Annotated in this window: 17 protein-coding genes; 12 read left to right on the forward strand and 5 right to left on the reverse strand. The window is 58.8% G+C overall.

All coding sequences use genetic code 11. From position 1 onward, the window contains the following. Window positions 1-36 precede the first annotated feature (36 nt). A complete protein-coding gene (locus MJ8_RS10065) occupies window positions 37-426 on the reverse strand; it encodes a DUF427 domain-containing protein (protein ID WP_201414233.1) in 390 nt (129 codons plus the stop codon). A 124-nt stretch (window positions 427-550) separates the two neighbouring features. After that, a complete protein-coding gene (locus MJ8_RS10070) occupies window positions 551-907 on the reverse strand; it encodes a hypothetical protein (RefSeq protein ID WP_201414234.1) in 357 nt (118 codons plus the stop codon). Window positions 908-1,097: 190 nt separating this feature from the next. Between MJ8_RS10070 and MJ8_RS10075 the strand changes: the two genes are divergently transcribed. Then, window positions 1,098-2,726: a fatty-acid--CoA ligase gene (locus MJ8_RS10075; protein WP_201414235.1), complete on the forward strand. Its 1,629-nt coding sequence runs from the start codon at window positions 1,098-1,100 to the stop codon at window positions 2,724-2,726. 82 nt (window positions 2,727-2,808) lie between these two features. Continuing rightward, window positions 2,809-3,594, forward strand: a complete 786-nt coding sequence (locus MJ8_RS10080; RefSeq protein WP_201414236.1) for a DUF1499 domain-containing protein — start codon at window positions 2,809-2,811, stop codon at window positions 3,592-3,594. Here MJ8_RS10080 and MJ8_RS10085 read toward each other — a convergent pair whose 3' ends face one another. Beyond that, window positions 3,595-4,503 carry an MBL fold metallo-hydrolase gene (locus MJ8_RS10085; protein WP_201414237.1) on the reverse strand — a complete coding sequence of 303 codons (909 nt, stop codon included), beginning with the start codon at window positions 4,501-4,503 and terminating at the stop codon, window positions 3,595-3,597. Between the two features lie 118 nt (window positions 4,504-4,621). On the opposite strand from MJ8_RS10085, the gene MJ8_RS10090 reads away from it, so the two are divergent. From MJ8_RS10090 to MJ8_RS32270, 6 genes are all read left to right on the forward strand, one after another. Beyond that, window positions 4,622-5,212: a biotin transporter BioY gene (locus tag MJ8_RS10090; RefSeq protein ID WP_201414238.1), complete on the forward strand. Its 591-nt coding sequence runs from the start codon at window positions 4,622-4,624 to the stop codon at window positions 5,210-5,212. 221 nt (window positions 5,213-5,433) lie between these two features. Continuing rightward, on the forward strand, window positions 5,434-6,324 hold the full coding sequence (gene rfbA / locus MJ8_RS10095; protein WP_201414239.1) for a glucose-1-phosphate thymidylyltransferase RfbA: 891 nt from the start codon (window positions 5,434-5,436) through the stop codon (window positions 6,322-6,324). Continuing rightward, window positions 6,317-6,871 carry a dTDP-4-dehydrorhamnose 3,5-epimerase gene (gene rfbC, locus MJ8_RS10100; RefSeq protein WP_201414240.1) on the forward strand — a complete coding sequence of 185 codons (555 nt, stop codon included), beginning with the start codon at window positions 6,317-6,319 and terminating at the stop codon, window positions 6,869-6,871. The genes rfbA and rfbC overlap by 8 nt, the downstream gene beginning before the upstream one ends. Before the next feature lie 14 nt (window positions 6,872-6,885). Further along, window positions 6,886-8,019: a dTDP-glucose 4,6-dehydratase gene (rfbB, locus tag MJ8_RS10105; protein WP_225248300.1), complete on the forward strand. Its 1,134-nt coding sequence runs from the start codon at window positions 6,886-6,888 to the stop codon at window positions 8,017-8,019. Then, complete coding sequence (gene rfbD, locus MJ8_RS10110; protein WP_201414241.1) at window positions 8,016-8,999, forward strand: dTDP-4-dehydrorhamnose reductase; 984 nt, start codon at window positions 8,016-8,018, stop codon at window positions 8,997-8,999. Before rfbB ends, rfbD begins: the two co-directional genes overlap by 4 nt. Continuing rightward, the gene (locus MJ8_RS32270; protein WP_225248213.1) at window positions 8,996-11,254 is read left to right on the forward strand and encodes a class I SAM-dependent methyltransferase; all 2,259 of its coding nucleotides are present in this window, start codon (window positions 8,996-8,998) and stop codon (window positions 11,252-11,254) included. Before rfbD ends, MJ8_RS32270 begins: the two co-directional genes overlap by 4 nt. 158 nt (window positions 11,255-11,412) lie before the next feature. Here the strand turns inward: MJ8_RS32270 and MJ8_RS10120 are convergent, their stop codons facing one another. Beyond that, window positions 11,413-12,516 (reverse strand): rhamnan synthesis F family protein, encoded by a 1,104-nt coding sequence (locus MJ8_RS10120; protein WP_201414242.1) that lies wholly within the window; start codon window positions 12,514-12,516, stop codon window positions 11,413-11,415. Window positions 12,517-12,614: 98 nt separating this feature from the next. After that, complete coding sequence (locus MJ8_RS10125; RefSeq protein WP_201414243.1) at window positions 12,615-13,439, reverse strand: class I SAM-dependent methyltransferase; 825 nt, start codon at window positions 13,437-13,439, stop codon at window positions 12,615-12,617. Window positions 13,440-14,013: 574 nt separating this feature from the next. Between MJ8_RS10125 and MJ8_RS10130 the strand changes: the two genes are divergently transcribed. From MJ8_RS10130 to MJ8_RS10145, 4 genes are read left to right on the forward strand one after another with little or no spacing between them, the layout of a single operon-like run. Further along, window positions 14,014-15,750, forward strand: coding sequence for a hypothetical protein (locus tag MJ8_RS10130; RefSeq protein WP_201414244.1), 1,737 nt, complete (start codon window positions 14,014-14,016; stop codon window positions 15,748-15,750). Beyond that, window positions 15,747-16,445: a class I SAM-dependent methyltransferase gene (locus tag MJ8_RS10135; RefSeq protein ID WP_225248214.1), complete on the forward strand. Its 699-nt coding sequence runs from the start codon at window positions 15,747-15,749 to the stop codon at window positions 16,443-16,445. The genes MJ8_RS10130 and MJ8_RS10135 overlap by 4 nt, the downstream gene beginning before the upstream one ends. Window position 16,446: 1 nt before the next feature. Then, complete coding sequence (locus MJ8_RS10140) at window positions 16,447-17,436, forward strand: glycosyltransferase family 2 protein (RefSeq protein WP_201414245.1); 990 nt, start codon at window positions 16,447-16,449, stop codon at window positions 17,434-17,436. Next, entirely contained in the window at window positions 17,423-18,337 is a 915-nt protein-coding gene (locus MJ8_RS10145; RefSeq protein WP_201414246.1) for a lysylphosphatidylglycerol synthase transmembrane domain-containing protein, read from the forward strand. The genes MJ8_RS10140 and MJ8_RS10145 overlap by 14 nt, the downstream gene beginning before the upstream one ends. Window positions 18,338-18,366 lie beyond the last annotated feature (29 nt).

Here is an 18,366-nt window from a genome sequence, read left to right on the forward strand (position 1 = left end):
TGAATCTCAAGGCGCCTCCGGCAGGTCAACAAAGACTCAGCCCGGTTTGGCTTCGACCGTCACCTTGTTCGTGTAGAACGCGCCGTGATTGCGGATTTCGGTCATCTCGTCGAACGGTTGTTCGTAAGCCCACATCGCGTTCGTGCCGGCTTCGCCGGCCGGCTGGACGCTCCAGTAGCTGACATCGCCCTTGTACGGGCAATGCGTGGAGTGCTCGGTGCCGGAGAGCTTGCTGAAGTCGATGTCGTCGAAGGGGATGTAGAAGGCAGCCGGGTAGGGCGGTTCCAACAGCACCTTGGCCCGGGTCGAGCGGGCAATGACCGTGTCGCCGGCGCGCACGGTGACGCTGCCGCGATAGGGTTCGACGGTGATCACCTTGTCCGGGTTACGCTGGAAGCCGGGGGCGGGGTTGGTGGGCTTGTCCATGAATGGTCTCCTGGAAAGGTGAAACGCTCTCGGGAAGACTTACATGTGTCGGCCAAGCATATCGCGCAAGCGCGCAACCTCGCTTGGCGCCATCACCATTCATTGAACGTCTGTTTTTCAGTCGTCACGCGGCCGTCTTGAAAGCGTCCATGAGGCCGGCATAGGCAGCGGCAATGCCCGCGACGGGATTGGTGCTGCGCGCCGCGGTCTCGACCTTCAGCGCACCGCCGCTGGTCGGCAGCGTGAGCAGCAGGAACTGCCGGTTGCCGGCATCGCCGATGCAGGCGGCGGCGACATGTTCGCCCTCGGTGCCGTTTTCAACGCGCATCTTGAACAGCAGCGTTCCGCCGACGGCCTCGAGCGCGCCGCCGACGACCTCGGCAAATTCATCTTCGGAAACGGTTTTGGTGTCCGGCGTCAGATCATCCAGACTTTCGGCAAGCGTGCTTTCGAGGGCTTTATCGTCGAGCTGCGCGTCCATGCGAATCTCTCCATTCGCCAATTTCACCCAGCCCATTAATGAAACTTAACGGCGACGATGGCCGGATTATGGCGGTTTTCCCGGTTCTTCGATCCATCCGTGAGCTTCGACTTATGACGGCTGGACAAACCGACGGTTCGTTCCACAATGCGTGAAACAGATGACGCGAAAGCGCACAGGGGAGGAACTGATGCTTGGATTGATGCAGGAATGGCCGCTGCTTTGCCACAAGCTGCTCGACCATGCCGAACGCCAGCACGGCAGCCGGGAAATCGTGTCACGTTCGATCGAAGGTCCGATCGTGCGCACCACCTTTGCCGAAATCCATCGCCGGGCGCTCAAAGTGGCGCAGCGGCTGGAGCGTGACGGCTTCGTGCTCGGCGACCGCATCGCGACCCTCGCCTGGAATACGGCCCGCCATATCGAAGCCTGGTACGGCATCATGGGCATCGGCGCGATCTATCACACGCTCAATCCGAGGCTTTTTCCCGAGCAGATCGCCTGGATCATGAACAATGCCGAGGACAAGGCGATCTTCGTCGACCTGACCTTCGTGCCGCTCCTGGAAAAGATCGCCGGCGCGGTCCGATCGCTGCGGCGGGTGATCGTGCTGACCGACCGGGCGCATATGCCCCAGACGTCGCTGGCGAATGCCGTCGCTTACGAGGAATGGCTGGCAGAGGCCGACGGCGCCTTCGCCTGGAAGACCTTCGACGAGAACACCGCCGCCGGCATGTGCTACACCTCAGGAACGACGGGCGACCCAAAGGGGGTTCTCTACAGCCATCGTTCCAACGTCCTTCACGCCATGATGGCGGCGATGCCCGACGCCATGGGCCTGTCGACGCGCGATGTCGCCCTGCCTGTCGTGCCGATGTTTCACGCCAACGCCTGGGGGCTCGGCCAGAGCGGGCCGATGATCGGCGCCAAGCTGGTGATGCCGGGCTGCAAGATGGACGGCGCCTCGATCTATGAGTTGCTCGATACCGAAAAGGTAACGTTCAGCGCTGCCGTGCCGACCGTCTGGATGATGCTGCTGCAATATCTGGAGGAGACGGGCAAGAAGCTGCCTTATCTGAAGAAGGTCGTGATCGGCGGGGCGTCCTGTCCGCGCGCCATCACCGCAAAATTCCAGGACGACTATGACGTGCAGGTGGTGCATGCCTGGGGCATGACCGAGATGTCGCCGCTGGGCACGCTCTGCACCTTGAAGCCGCAATATGAGACGCTGACCGGCGAGGCGCGGCTCGATATCCAGGCCAAGCAGGGTTTTTCGCCCTTCGGCGTCGAGATGAAGGTGACCGACGACGACAACAACGCGCTGCCCTGGGACGGCAAGACCTTCGGACATCTCAAGGTGCGCGGCCCTGCGGTGGCCCGCGCCTATTATGGCGGCGCCGGCGCCGAGCAGTTCGATGCCGACGGCTGGTTCGACACCGGCGATGTCGCCCATATCGACGCCAGCGGCTACATGCAGATCACCGACCGCGCCAAGGACGTCATCAAGTCCGGCGGCGAATGGATATCGACGATCGATCTCGAGAACCTCGCCGTCGGCCATCCGGACGTGGCGGAAGCGGCAGCCATCGGGATCCCGCATTCCAAATGGGGCGAGCGGCCCTTGCTCGTCGTGGTGAGCAAGCCCGGCAGGAAGCCGAGCAAGGACGACATCCTCACCTTCATGAGCGGCAAGGTGGCGAAGTGGTGGATGCCCGACGACGTCGCCTTCGTCGGCGAAATTCCGCACACCGCCACCGGCAAGATCCAGAAGACCAGTTTGCGCGCCCAGTTCAAGGACTACCGCCTGCCGACGGATTGACGAAAAATGTTCGATCTTTCGGCTTCAAGCCCGCGCCAAAAACCTCTAAGTCTCGGTTCGGACTGGGGTAATGCGGCAGACGATGGCTACAATTCCTGAACGACAGACGTCGAGGGCGGCCGGCTGGTCGCGGCGGGTCGGGGCATTTTCTCTCGTCCTCTTGCTCACCGTCGTCGCCGCCTACAGGCTGGGCCTCGTCGACACGCCGCCTTTCCTGTGGGTGCTGGCGGTCGTGGCGTTGCTGGCGGCGCTTGCCCTGTTGCTGGCGGGCCTGGCCCTCTCGCGGGTCTGGAGTTTCGGCGATCGCGGCGGTCGCGACCTCAGCGTCGGCGCGCTGCTGGCGCTGCTGGTGCTGGCCCCCTACGGCGTCGCGGTCTACTGGGCGACGATCTATCCGCCGCTGCGCGACATCTCGACCGATCTCGACGATCCGCCGGCGCTGGACACAAGCGACCGCACCGCCGACATGAACGAGCTGTTGCCGCCGACGCCGGGCGAACAGAGCCTGCAGGCCGATGCCTATCCGTTGGTCAACGGCCGCAGCTACAATCTGCCTTTCGAAACCGTGGTCGACGCTGTCGAAACTGTGCTCGACCGCCGCGATTGGCAACTGACGGCGCCTTATCCCGACATCAACGGGCAGAGCGAGGCGACGATCAATGCGCTGGCCAAGGGCTTCGTGCTCGGATTGCCGGCCGACGTCGCCATCCGCGTCACCGACGACGGCGATCAGGTGATCGTCGACATGCGCTCGGCTTCGCGCTACGGCCGCTACGACCTCGGCGACAATGCCGCCCGCATCACGGATTTCCTTGCCGAGCTCGATCAGGAGGTCGCCGGGCAGGTCGGCGCGGCGCCGGCCGAGTGATCATCCGGCAGGGCTGAAAATACCGTCGATCGCCGGATCGCCTTCGGTGGCAATGAGGCCGCGCGCGACCAGATCCTCGAGATGGGCAAGCACCGAAAGCGCCGCGGCGCCGTGCAGTCGCGGGTCGGTGTCGCGATAGATCGCCGCGACCATTTCCTTGATGGTGCGGTCCCCGGCCCGGATGCGCTCGAGGATTGCCCTTTCGCGCATCTTGCGATGGGTCTTCAGGCCGCGCATGAACCTGCCCGGTGCGGTCACAGGTCCGCCATGGCCCGGCAGCAGCAAGCCATCCTCGCGCGCGAGGAGCTTATCGAGGGAACTCATATAGTCGGCCATGGCGCCGTCGGGCGGCGCGACGATCGAGGTCGACCATGCCATGACATGGTCGGCTGAAAACAGGGTGCCGGTTCCCTCCAGGGCAAAAACGGCGTGGTTTGCGGTGTGGCCGGGCGTCAGCACGGTGCGGATGGCCCAGCCGTCGCCCTCGGTCAGCGCATCGTCGGCCAGCGCGACGTCGGGAACGAAGGCGAGATCGGCGCTGGCGTCGAGCGGATTGACCTCGCCGATGCGCAAAGCGCGGGCCGGCCGATGCGGGCCTTCGGCGAGCGTCGGCGCGCCGGTCAGCTCTTTCAATCGTGCCGCAAGCGGCGAATGGTCGCGATGCGTGTGGCTGACGAAGATATGGCTGACCGGCCGGCCGGCGATCGCCGTGAGCAGCGTTTCGAGGTGGGCGTCGTCTTCCGGCCCTGGGTCGATCACTGCCAGCGTGTCGCAGCCGACGAGATAGCTGTTGGTGCCGTGGAAGGTGAAGGGGCTCGGATTTCTGGCGGTGATGCGCAGCACATCCGGCGCAACCGCAACCGCCCGGCCATAGGAGGGATCGAAGCTGGTGTCGAATTCAAGGGCCATGCCGGCGTGCTCCGTTGCAATGCGGCAAAATGATTGCCGCCCGATGCGGAAGCCAATATAGGAAAATCAAAGCCAGCAAATCAGCCGTCCAGCAAATCAGCCAGAAATGGGGAAGACCATGGCAACTGCAACCACGATGCGTCCGCTTGTTTCTCTCACCCTGCCGGATCGCGGCGCTGCTCGGCTCGCGACCCAGCTTTTCCTGGCGCTTGCCGGAACCCTGCTGCTGACGCTTTCGGCCAAGACCAAGGTGGTGCTCGGCCCGGTCGACATTTCGCTGCAGACGCTTGCCGTGCTGTTGATCGCCTCGGCATTCGGCCTGCGCCTGGCCGTCGCGACGCTGCTTCTCTACCTCGCCGAGGGTGCTTTTGGCTTGCCGGTCTTCCAGGGCACGCCGGAAAAGGGCCTCGGCATCGCCTATATGCTGGGCTCGACCGGTGGCTATCTTGCCGGCTTCGTGGTCATGGCGGCGATCGCCGGCTGGGCCGCCGATCGCGGCTGGGACCGCAATCCCTTCAAGTTGTTCGGCGCCATGCTGACGGCGGAAGTCATCATGATGGCCATGGGCTTTACCTGGCTGGCGATCCTCATCGGGCCGGAAAAGTCCTGGCAGTTCGGCGTGCTGCCCTTCATCGTCGGCGACCTGATCAAGGTGACCCTGGCCGCCAGCCTCGTGCCGGCCGTGTGGTCGCTGCTCAAGCGCGGCTGAGCCAGATCGGCAAAAAAAGGGCCGGCGGGCGGCAAGCGCTCGCCGGCCCTTTTTTGTGGCGCGGTCGGATTTCGCTCGAAACTGCCGCATGCCGGATGGTAGAAAGGGGTGAAGTAGCGTCGGGAAGCAGTCGAAGCCGACATTGACAAGCCGGCGCCCGAAACCTAAGCACGGGCAACTTGGCGTCGAGGCGGGGGCCGCGGTAGTTCAAGGAGAGCTTGTTGAAAGGAATTATCCTTGCAGGTGGAAGCGGGACGCGCCTTTATCCACTTACATTAGCGGTTTCTAAGCAGATACTGCCGATCTACGACAAGCCGATGATCTATTACCCGCTAAGCGTGCTGATGCTCGCGGGGATTCGCCAGATCCTGGTCATTTCAACTCCGCGCGACTTGCCGGTTTTCCAGGCGTTGCTGGGCGACGGTTCCGAATTCGGGCTGGAATTGTCCTATGCCGAGCAGCCGCAACCCAACGGCCTCGCCGAGGCCTTCATTATCGGTCGCGACTTCATCGGCAAGGACAACGTGTCGATGATTCTCGGGGACAACATCTATTTCGGTGAAGGCCTGTCGCATCTCTGCCGGGCTGCGGCTCGCCGTGACAGCGGCGCCTCGGTGTTCGCCTATCATGTCGACGATCCGGAGCGTTACGGCGTAGTTTCGTTCGACAAGGCGACCGGCAAGGCCTTGACGATCGAGGAAAAGCCTCAGAAGCCGAAATCAAACTGGGCCGTCACCGGCCTCTATTTCTACGACAACAGGGTCGTCGACATCGCCTCGACGATCCGCCCTTCCGCGCGCGGCGAGCTCGAGATCACGGCGGTCAACAACGTCTATCTCGAGCGCGGGGAACTGCAGGTACATCAGCTCGGCCGCGGCTATGCCTGGCTCGACACCGGTACGCATGACAGCCTGCATGAGGCCTCGTCCTTCGTGCGCACGATCGAGCATCGCCAGGGCATCAAGGTCGCTTGCCCCGAGGAGATCGCGTTCGAGCAGGGCTGGCTCGGTGCCGACAAGGTTCTGGAGCGCGCCGCGCGGCTCGGCAAGAACGAATATGCTGCCTATCTGCGTCGGCGGGTGGCCGATCTGATGGAGGAACGCGGTGCTTGAGGTCAGGCCGCTCGGCCTCGATGGCGTGCTGGAGATCGTGCCCAAGCGGCATGGCGATGCACGCGGTTTTTTCAGCGAGACCTGGAACGCCGAACGCTTCGCCGAAGCCGGCATCGACCTCGCTTTCGTGCAGGACAACCATTCCTATTCCGCCGTGGCCGGCGTGCTGCGCGGGCTGCACTACCAGCTGCCGCCGCGCGCGCAGGACAAGCTGCTGCGCGTCGTCAGGGGCAGCGTCTTCGATGTAGCGGTCGACATCCGCCGTTCTTCGTCCACTTTCGGCAAATGGGTGGCGCTGGAGGTGTCGGCCGAGATGGGCAACCAGATACTGGTGCCGAAAGGCTTCGCGCATGGTTTCGTCACGCTCGTGCCGGATACCGAGGTGCTCTACAAGGTGACCGACACCTACTCGCCCGAGCATGACCGCTCGATCCGCTTCGACGACCCGGCGATCGGCATCGAATGGCCGTCGCTTCCCGGCGGCTTCCAGCTTTCGGACAAGGATCGCAACGCGCCGCTGCTCGGCTTGGCGGAGGTGTTCGCGTGAGAAGGGACGGCGGCATGAATTTCCTGGTCACCGGCGGCGCCGGTTTCATCGGCTCGGCCGTGTGCCGGCATCTGTGCGCCAATCCGGCCTACCGCGTCACCAATCTCGACAAGCTCACTTATGCCGGAAACCTCGCATCGCTGCGGCCGATCGAGAACGCGCATAACTACCGCTTCGAGCAGGCCGACATATGCGACGAGCGCGCGGTGCTGGAAATCTTGCGCCGCGACGACATCGACATCGTCATGAACCTCGCCGCCGAGAGCCATGTCGACCGCTCGATCGACGGGCCCGGCGCCTTCATCGAGACCAACATCGTCGGCACCTACCGCATCCTGAATGCGGCGCTGGAATACTGGCGCGGCCTGTCCGAGGAGCGCAAAGCCGGCTTCCGCTTCCATCATGTTTCGACCGACGAAGTCTTCGGCGACCTGCCTTTCGACGGCGGCATGTTCGTGGAGGAAACGCCTTATGCGCCGTCCTCGCCCTATTCGGCCTCGAAGGCGGCCTCCGACCATCTGGTGCGGGCCTGGCATGAGACCTATGGCCTGCCTGTGGTGCTGTCCAATTGCTCGAACAATTACGGTCCCTATCATTTCCCGGAAAAGCTGATCCCGCTGGTCATCCTCAACGCGCTCGACGAGAAGCCGCTGCCGGTCTACGGCGCCGGCGCCAATGTGCGCGACTGGCTGTTCGTCGAGGATCATGCGCGGGCCCTGGAACTGGTGGCCACCAAAGGGCGGCCGGGCGAGAGCTACAATGTCGGCGGCAATTCCGAACGCACCAATCTCGGCGTGGTCGAGGCGATCTGCGATCTGCTCGACCTCAGGCGCCCGCGCGCCGGCGGCAAGCGCTATCGCGAGCTGATCGCCTTCGTCACGGATCGCCCCGGCCATGATCGCCGCTATGCGATCGACGCCTCCAAGATCGCGCGCGAGCTCGGCTGGACGCCAAAGGAGAATTTCGACAGCGGCCTGGCGAGGACCGTCGACTGGTATCTCGACAACAAATGGTGGTGGGGGCCGATCCGCGAGCAGCGCTACGCCGGCGAGCGGCTGGGCCACGGTTCAGTCGCGAAGAGCCAGCATGGCCCGATCGAAAGCAGCCCGGCCGGGGACAAGGCTGAGAGCAGGAAGGTGACCACGTGAGGCTTGCCGTCACCGGACGCGAGGGTCAGGTTGCCGCGAGCCTGGTCGAGGCGGCGCGGGGCCGCGACGATGTCGAGGTCGTCGCCGTCGGCCGGCCGGCGCTCGACCTTGCGCGGCCCGGCACGGTGTTCGCGGCATTGGAAGCGGCAAGGCCCGACATCGTCGTTTCCGCCGCCGCCTACACTGCCGTCGACCAGGCCGAGGAGGAGAAGGACCTGGCCTTCGCGGTGAACGCAACCGGCGCCGGCAAGGTGGCCGAAGCCGCGGCGAGGCTCGGCGTTCCCGTCATCCACCTGTCGACCGACTATGTCTTCGACGGCACCAGGGACGGCGCCTATGTCGAGACCGACCCGACCACGCCGCTCGGCGTCTACGGCGCCTCCAAGCTCGCCGGCGAAGCGGCCGTGGCGGCGGCAAACCCGCGCCACCTCATCCTGCGCACGGCCTGGGTCTACAGCCCCTTCGGCAAGAACTTCGTCAAGACGATGCTGAGGCTGGCCGGGGACCGCGACGAGATCGCGGTCGTCGCCGACCAATGGGGCAATCCGACATCCGCGCTCGACATCGCCGACGCCATCCTGCATGCGGCGGCGAGGCTGGGAGCCGACAGGAATTTCGCCGCCTTCGGCGTCTATCACCTGGCGGGCGAGGGCGAGACCAACTGGAGCGGCTTTGCCCGTCACATCCTCGACACAAGCAAGGCGTTTGGTGGCCCGCACGCCAAAGTGCGCGATATCGCGACGAGCGACTATCCGACCAAGGCCAGGCGCCCGCAGAATTCGCGGCTGTCGAGCGCGAAGTTCGCGGGCGTGTTCGGGTGGCAGGCGCCGCAGTGGCGGGAGGCGACGGATAGCGTGGTTGCTCGCCTATTGGACAATGAGCGGAATTTCGGTCTTTGCTTGGGACACGGCAGCTTGAACCCGTTGTCGAGCCCAGCGCCAAGCGGTTCGATGCCGCTCAAGGACAACATTCAGCAATGAACAAGCCGACCAGCTTGCCGAAGAATCATAGCTCCGAAGCGGACGCGAAATCAACGAATGTCGATAGGCGATCGCTTCACCGGCTCTACGATTCCCATGAGGGCAAGGTTTCGGACAAGTGGTCGATCTATCTGAACGAATACGGGCGAATTTTTTCGAAATATCGAAACCGGCCGGTTCGGGTCCTCGAGATCGGTATTCAGAATGGCGGCTCGCTTGAAATATGGGGAAAATACTTTCCGCGAGCAAAGGTCATTATTGGCTGCGATATCAATCAGAATTGCGGCCAGCTGACTTTTCGAAAGAAGAAGATTAGCGTTGTCGTCGGTGACGCTAACACCGACGAGGTCGAAAAAAGAATCATCGGGAGATCCGATGCGTTCGACATCATTATAGACGACGGGTCGCACAGGTCTTCCGATATTGTGCGAAGCTTCGCGCGCTATTTTTCTCACCTTGCGGACGGTGGGACATTCGTTATCGAGGATCTGCATACCAGCTACTGGAAGGACTTCGAAGGTGGCATCTATGACCCGCTGTCCTCGATGTCGTTCTTCAAGAGATTGCTCGACCTGATCAATCACGAGCATTGGGGCCTGGACCGTAGTCGAACGGAAGCGCTGGCAGCGTTCGCTGATGGCTATGGGGTCGCATTCGATGAACATTCGCTGGCGTCCATTCACTCCGTCGAGTTCCTGAACTCCCTTTGTGTCGTGACCAAACGCCCTTCCCAGGAGAATATCCTGGGCCGCCGTCATATAAGCGGCAAGATCGCCGCCGTTGAGCAAAACATGCTTCATCTTGAGGGCACAGCTTTGAGCGCTGTTGGGCAAGCTGAAAACCCGTGGTCGTTAAAGTCGACGACGATGGAGGAGGAGATTGTACGCAATCGAGAATTGATCGAGCGGCAAGCTGAGGCCATCGAGACCCTCACCCGCGATCTTGCGGGATCGCAGGCGCAAGTTCAGGCCGGAGCATATGCGCTGCAGATGGCTAATGCGGACCTTCAGGCGACAGGGAAGCAGCTGAAAAAGGCAAACACAGACCTTCAAGCAATGGGAACGGAACTGGAAAAAACGAATGCGGCTCTCGTGGCACGCTCCGAAGATATCGCCGCATTGAAGCATGAAATCGAATTGATTCGCGGTTCCCGCATGTGGCGTTATGGATCGTTCGTGCGAATGCTTACGTCACTTTCAAGCAAGGCCACGCTTTTTTCGGGGCGGACTGTTTCGCTACATGCGCTCCATGAAGCGCAGCTGAATTCTCATCGCCTCACCCTGACAGGTAACCGATATCTCGCCAAAATTTGGTCGGCCCTTTCGCAATCAAGGCTGAAGACGGCTGACAAAAGGTCTCAGGACCGAAGTATAGCCCAGGACAGTAAGGCGACGATGGGCATTTATCTGGATGTCGATTTCTATCGAAATAACTATGCCGACCTCGCTCATATGAGCGACGAACATCTCCGTGATCATTTTGTGAAACATGGCGCACAAGAGGGGCGGTTAGGCGCACGCATATCGTTACGCGAACACTTTTTGGCTGAAGTGAAATCAAATCGCTCCATCCTCGAAATCGGCCCATTCTGCAACCCGCAAGTAACTGGCGAGCATGTTAGGTATTTCGACGTTCTTGACAGCCAGCAATTGGTCGCTAGGGCCGAGCAAATCGGGTATCCGATAAAGGCTGTTCCACAAATTCACTACACTTCGGCCGAGGGGGATCTATCAGCGGTTTCCGATACGTTCGCTGCGGCAATCAGCTGTCATTGTATCGAACACCAGCCCGACTTGATCCGCCATCTTCAGCAGGTGGCGAATGTCCTGGATGACGGTGGAAAATATTATGTGATCGTCCCGGATAAGCGATATTGCTTCGATCACTTCATCCCCGAATCCACGATCGCAGATATTTTGGACGCGCACTTTTCGAAGCGCGGAACACACCGCCTCGCCAGCGTCATCGAACATCGCGCGCTCACTGTACATAATGATTGTGTTCGCCACTGGCAGGGTGACCATGGTATCCCGCTGCAGTCTTCAGAAATTGTAAACCGCGTGCGGACTGCGATTGGTGAATACGAGCAAGCGGATGGTGGCTATGTCGACGTCCACGCTTGGCAGTTCACACCGGAGGGCTTTCTGCGCGACATCCAGGCATTGTACGAACTCGGTTACTCGCCACTGCGCCCGTCAAGAGTGCATGCGACACCGCGGAACCGAAATGAGTTCACAGCTATCTTGTCCCGCTAGGCACGGTGCAAAGCGTTCCTAAGCTGTAAGTCGTAGCCTGCTCCAAGAAGCCAGCTCACGGCGAGGAAATCGATTTGTTCTTTCGTCAACTGCGGTAGTTTTTCGGCTTGCCCGATTTGAACAGTCGCCTCGGTATCTTCAACATTTGTCTTTCCTTTTCACAGGATACCGTTTGCAACCTTGAGCCTGCTCAGTACGGACAGGTGCAGCGAGTCTCCCCGCCGTTTGAAATCGGTCATGATTTCGTCGAGATGGCCCTCATGGCCGGTTTCCAGAAGGGCCTGTTCGATTTCGTCTGCGGAAAACTGCCGGCGGTAAAGAAGATCACGCTTCACGATGGGGCAGGCCAGATATTTTCGGTAAAGAAATCCTCCAGTGTGGATCTGGGAGCGCAGCCCAATTCTTGAGACAAGTTCGTCAACACATGCCGACTTGGGTAAGCGGAGAAAATGCGTGTGTGGGAACCGGATCGCGCCGGGGTATAGTTTGATGAGACCGGTGTAATCATCCTTGCTCAACGTCGAGAGAGCAGGCCGCAAAGCGTTTGGCTTGTAGATGATGTCGATGCTGGAAGCAATCGGGATCATGGCGCGGGAGAGGCCGATTTCTCCGGCTTGGATCGCCCATAAACGAGAATTTACCGGGAGATAACTGGTCCAAAATCGCTGAAACTTTTCACTGCGGAACAGGTCGCCGCTGACGGCAAAACAAAACGACTGGATGTGATAGGTGAACTCCCAGTTTTCAAATGTGCCTATTATGTCTGCTTCTGACGTTATCATGCGTCTAAAGAGATCAGTAAGCCCACCCTTGAAAAAATAGGTACTGTCGTTGAGGTAAAGCAACCGCGACAGGGCGATGTTGCTCTTCGCAAGGTAGGTCGTGGCATCCTTGTAGCCGCCAATATCAAAGCCGGAATTGTCTCGGATGATGATAGATCGTGTATGCCCGCTAAGATAGGCGAGTTGATCTTCACTCAAGTCATGGTTGATCACAGCGACGATATTAATGCCGGCTTCATTCAGCGATTCGAGCGCGTTTTGCACGTACCAGGAAAATCGCTTCGGCTGCCAGAGCAGGAAAATCGCATAGATTCCGCCAGGATGCGCGCGCGCTCCCTCGTGGACGGACTTTATAGACGGGCGCGATGGAAACGGCCGACAGCAGAGCGCCCGCAAGACCTTGATGTCATGGTACAAGAATTTGACGATGCGTTTGGCGACCGAAAACGCCAGAGCGCGTGCATTTGAGTAAAGACCCATATGTGCGGAAGTTCCCTAAAATTAAGGCCCGGTCTCTATCTGAGGTCTGAATGCTAGGCAAATCGCAGCCTAAACCAAACTCTTGCGGTGCTCGGCAATTAAAGCCTCACTTCCCGCAGCTCTGCCTCGGCCTGCTTGATCAAAGCCATATCGGTGACAGGCAGGCGCGCCGCAGACTTCGACAGAGTGACATAGAATTCGTGCATGCCCAACTCACCGATGGCATGCTTGTGGAAGCCGGCCTCGCCTGATTTGATGTAGCCGAGGTCTCGCAGCTTCTTCACTAGGAATCGGAAGGATGACGGCGTGAACTGCCAAGCGTGCGCGTCGTGATAGTCAGGCGTCGACTGCGCCATCTCGAAAATCTGCCGGGCTTCCTCGGAGCTTTTCACTAGGTCGACGCCATTCAGATCGGGCGTAACCCATATGCCGTGCCCGTCCTTCTCGCAGAAATAGGAAAAATGATCGTATAGGACACCGGCAGGATGGCGCTGACGCTTCTCCGCGTAAGCTTGCAGCGCCTGTCCGACTGTAGTCAGTGGGCGCAATACATCGAAACAGAAGCGTTTGTCAGGCACTGCAAGCACGAGCCTGCCGGAGGGCTTCAACAGCGTTTCGCAGTCCTGTAGAAACCGCACGATGTCAGTGACATGCTCGATCACATGTGAAGCAAAAACAAAGTCGTATCGCTCTGTCCCTCCGATGATTTCAGCCATGCTGCGACCATCGGAAATATAGTCCACTTCCTCAATCTGGAATGCATTGTCGCGGTACTTCTCACGTAATGTCGCGGCGTCGGCATGGTCGATCGTTTCGACATTGTAGCCCTTGGCTTTCGGCAGAAACGGATTATAGCTCGGGCCGACTTCCAAACCGAAGCCGGTCGGATCAAACATCGAAAGCAGTATTTCGTCTCTGTTCATGGGCTGCGAGCATGCCGCAACAGGTACGCGCGCGCAAGTGCAGCGCCGACAAAGGGACTCGCTAGAAGGGCCTGAAGACAATCAACTTTTTTGTCATCGTCCGAAAGGGATGCAGCCGAAACCGATGCTGAACGACTTTGGCTGAAACTGGAAGACTGATTGGTAGCGAGGACATCATCGGTCGAGCGGTTCATCTCAGTGGTCATATATCGAATGCGTGGCGTCAGCTTCCGAGCATCCGGCCGGTACGCTGTCAGTCTTCAGCTTGATGACCTTGCCGCGCTCGGTCGCTAAAGCTAAGAAGAGAGTGAGGCCCGAGAAGGCCTACGGCAGTGGCTGCTTGAGATAGGTGTCACTTTCGGCTTCGGAGAATAACTGCGGCAATGCCGCAACCACTCAAAAGCGGGTGAGTATCGATGCGTTGCGACCGCCGCTTGTAGAGCTTCGCACCCTCCCCTCCTGTTGCTCCGCATGCCAACCGTCGATTGCTGGGTTGCGCAATTCAGCGTGCTGTGCGAGGTGCCAACTACGCCAAGGCAAGATGCAGCTATTCAGGGTCAACGGTGTTGAATTGATGTCGACCGACGCTCGTACAGATTCTATCAGCCGTTCAACTCCCGTCTCCCTAGTTGCTTCCGTTGGGCCGATCACGCTCTTCCTAGTAGCGCTCATCCTGACGGCGCAGGCGAGAGGTGTTCCTGATAATGACTATTGGGACATTTTCTCTCCAATGGTCCGAGCGCTCGACGAGTTCCCAGCGATATCCGACCTTTATGCAAGATCGAACGAGCATATCGTCGCCGGTGCAAAGCTCTTCTATCTCTTGAATTTCCGTCTTTCCAACGGGGACAATTTCGGTCTCTCAGCTATTACCGCTGTCTTCTCGCTTATTATCGCTGTCGCTCTTTCGTATGCACTCTCGTTCTCCATGAAATCCAAGCTTGAAGCATTTGTTATAGGGATAGCCACATCGCTTTTTGTGTTCAGTCCATTCGCTGCACACAACTTCTTTCTTGGCATGAGCGGGGTTGCCTGGATCGGTGCAAATCTCTTCACCGTGCTGGCTGCACTGGTTTTTTGGCAATCGGCCGAACACCAGAAGCCGTACGGTTATCTCATTGCCGTAGCTTTGGCTGCCATTGCTGCGCAATTCTACAGCACAGGCCTTACTGCATTGTGCGCAATCGGGATCCAAGGATTCTGCTCGGACAAGACGAGGCGGCTTGGTATCGCGATTTTCGTGCTAGGCGTAGCCTACTTGATTATGATCGCTTTGCTTCAGCATGTCCCCACGCAACATGGTGCTCGCAATTTCAATCCGATGCAGATTGCTCTGTTCTGCTTCACGTTCATCGGTGGCGGCATCGTAACTTCCGAGTCCGCCGCTATTCCACTTGGCATCATCGCAATTGTGATAGCCTCCCTGATTGCGGGATTTAGAATTCTACGGCCTGACGAGAGCAGCTTTCGATCAGCCTTTTGCGTTGCGATCATAGCATATGCGGTCATGACGAGTGGGCTGGCGGCAATTGGTAGATCAAATGTGTGGGGTGATGCGGCAGCCTTAGCGAGCAGGTATGCAACCATTCCTGCGCTTTTCTGGGTGGGATTGTTTGGAGCAGTCTTTTGCCTCTTCCGGCAGACCGCTTTTGGTCGCCGGTTCTCGATCGCGATGTTTGCCGCCGCAGCCGCGCTGATAGTGGTGAATGGCACGCCGCGGCTGGCGGAGGCTCTCGCTAGGGCCGAAGGAAAAGACATTGCAACGTTGGCGTTGTCCCTTGGTGTCAAGGACCCCGACCTCATGCAATACGTTACGCCAGTGCCGGATCAGTACTATGCTCTCGAGGACTATCTGAAAAAGTTCAATCATGTCCCCTTCGACGGAAGGGATTTTGGCTGTCCTTCCCTCGGAATGCAGATAGGAATATCCAGCCAGTCGGACAGCTTAGTAGGTTACATCGATACCGTATCCAAAACGCAAGACTCGCAGTGGGCGCGTGTTTCCGGCTGGGTGGCGGACAGTTCCGACAACCGGCCACCACTGCTTGGCAGCGATCTCATCTCCACTTATAGCTGCATTGCTCTCTTCGATGACGATGGAACGGTCATAGGCCTGGGTTTGGGAGGGATGCACCGGCCGGATGTGGCGAAAGCTCTCGGGCGGGCACGTGATGACTATGGCTGGTCTGGCTACGTTGATCTCCAAATCCTCTCTAGCCAGCAAAATCCTCGATCGATATATGCGGGGGTGGCTACGCCGTCTGGTTGGGCAAAGTTGCCGAAACCAATTGAAATTGGATCGAAGCTTTGAAGACTGCCTATGTAAATTCGGTGAGGTTCGCTAGAAAGATAGCAGAGCGCAGCGGGCTGCTTGCGCGCTTGGAGCGTTCAGAAAGTCGCAATGTTCGTTGGGCGAGAAGTCTATTCGGCATTTACGATAGCGCTGACCTTGTTCAACTGGATATGCCATGGTGGACATTCGCCGCGATTGATGCCGTGGAAGCTTTTCTGTCATCGCGTAATGGCTTGGCCCAGGTCTATGAGTTCGGAGCCGGAGCCAGTACAGTTTGGCTGGCAAAACGATGCGGCTCGGTCTATTCGGTCGAGCACGACGCTCCGTTCGCGCGAGCGATGAGCAGCATGTTTGAAGCCTATTCCAACATTTCAGTGCTTGTCGTGGAGCCAACGGCAGCTTCCCCTTCCTCCAGGGCGAGGTCCAACCGGAAAGGATATAAGGAAAGTGCTTTTGATCGGTACGTCTCATCAATTGACCGGGTTGATGGTTCATTCGATCTTATTGTGATCGATGGTCGAGCCAGGATTTCATGCCTTGCAAAATCTATCGACCGCCTTGCACCAGGCGGTGTGATATTGTTCGACAATAGCGACAGACGTGAATATCGCGACGCTATCGATACGTGTGGGCTACAGGAGCGGGTGACGAGGGGGCTCGCGCCAGCGTTGCCTTTTCCCAGCCAGACCTCCTTGCTGACCCGGAGGAACTGACATGCCAAGCGTTTCGATAGTGATACCCGTAAAGGACGAGCAAGATACCGTTCGCGAGTTGGCCGCTCGGATCAAGGCGGCCTTTGAGCGTATCGACGAGACGGAAGCCTCACTCAAGGAGATTGTTTTCATAGACGATGGAAGCCGGGATAATACGTGGAGTGAAATCGTAAGTGCAACTCACGCTTCCCCCTCCGTAAAGGGTTTCCGCCTTCGGCGAAATTTCGGCAAAGCTGCCGCCCTACAAATGGGCATATCAAATGCCTTGGGCGACATCATCGTCACCATGGACGGAGACCTTCAAGACGACCCGAAAGAGATCCTTCGCTTTCTCAAGGAAGTTCGGGCTGGTGCTGATGTCGTCTCCGGGTGGAAACAGGTGCGCCATGACCCGCTTGGCAAGACACTGCCGTCCAAGCTCTTCAACAGGGTAACGGCGAAGGTCTCCGGGGTTGACTTGCACGATTTCAACTGTGGCTTCAAAGCGTACCGCCGAGAGGTTTTCAATGACGTCCGCCTCTATGGTGAACTACATCGGTTCATTCCGGCCCTTGCTCACGCAATGGGGTTCAAGGTCGCCGAGATTGTGGTTCAGCACCATCCTCGCCGGTTCGGGAAGTCCAAATATGGGTTCGGTCGCCTGCTGAAGGGTTTCTTGGATCTGCTTACGGTCGTGACCATCACGAAGTTCAACTCGCGTCCAGGCCACCTATTTGGAGGTCTGGGCGTTGCTGTCTTCGCGATAGGGTTTGCGATATTTCTTTTTCTATGCGTGCGATGGTTTGGTGGAGAAGCAATCGGTGGACGTCCGTTACTGCTTGTTTCCGCGCTCTTGATGATCGTGGGGGTGCAGTTCACGCTCTTCGGTATGGTCGCTGAGTTGATTGTTGCTACACGTGGCGATAGTCGCGACAGGAATATCGTCGCCGAGATTGCAAATTGGGAGAGTCAACCCGTCGCGAAGCCGGCCGGCGCTCATGTCAAGCTCTAAGATTCTTCGCGTTGGTGGTGGTCTTGTTGCTGTGGTAGCAGCGATTTTTGTAGCGCGCTCGGTCTACGGCTACGCCGATCAATTATCTGAGGTGATATATCGGCCGCAGTTTATTGCTGTAGTCGTGGCGGGCACGATTGTTTACGCTTTGTCGCTGCAGCTTGTTGGTCTGGCCTGGTTCAGTCTCTTGGCGTCGGTCGGAGAGAATGCAATCGCGCCGGTCCTTGCGCTTCGCATTTTCGCGCGCACTCAAGTTTACAAATATCTGCCAACCAATGTGATTCATCTCGTCGGTCGATTTGTAGTGGCGTCTCGGTATGACGCTTCGAAGGACGCGCTGTCCTATGCGCAGATGATGGAAATCGTCCTAATGATATTTGCCGCGGGAAGCGTTGCGATGATTTTTTCCTATTCGTTCGTCCGTAGGGTCGGGGAGGAGTACGGATTTAACCCCGATGTTGCGTCTTCGGTTTATATCATCGCCGGGGCGGCTGTATTTTTACTCGCCTTCGTCGCGGCTGCTCGATATTTTAGGTCTCGCCAGAGACGCCTCACCATTTCAATGGTTGCACTCAGCCTTGCCTACTATATCCTCTTCTTTCTGGCCAATGGCTTGATCTTCTCCGCCCTTGTCCAATCGCTTTACGGACAAACGACCGAATGGAAGATGACCATCGGAATATCCGCGGCCGGCTGGTTGCTAGGTTTCGTTGTGCCGGGGGCGCCTGGCGGTTTAGGCGTCAGAGAAGCAGTTTTCATCGCAGGTCTTTCGACTGCCGGCATACCAACCGCTGCTTCGACCACGGTTGCAATAACACATCGGGTTGTCACCCTTTTGGGTGACGTTCTCCTTGCAGTTCTGGAGTTCGGGTATCAAAGATGGATCGCCAAATCTGTCTAGTCTGCGAAAGGGACAACTGCCGTTACGCG

Origin of the sequence: Mesorhizobium sp. J8 (assembly GCF_016591715.1) — a bacterium.
GTDB lineage: Bacteria > Pseudomonadota > Alphaproteobacteria > Rhizobiales > Rhizobiaceae > Mesorhizobium.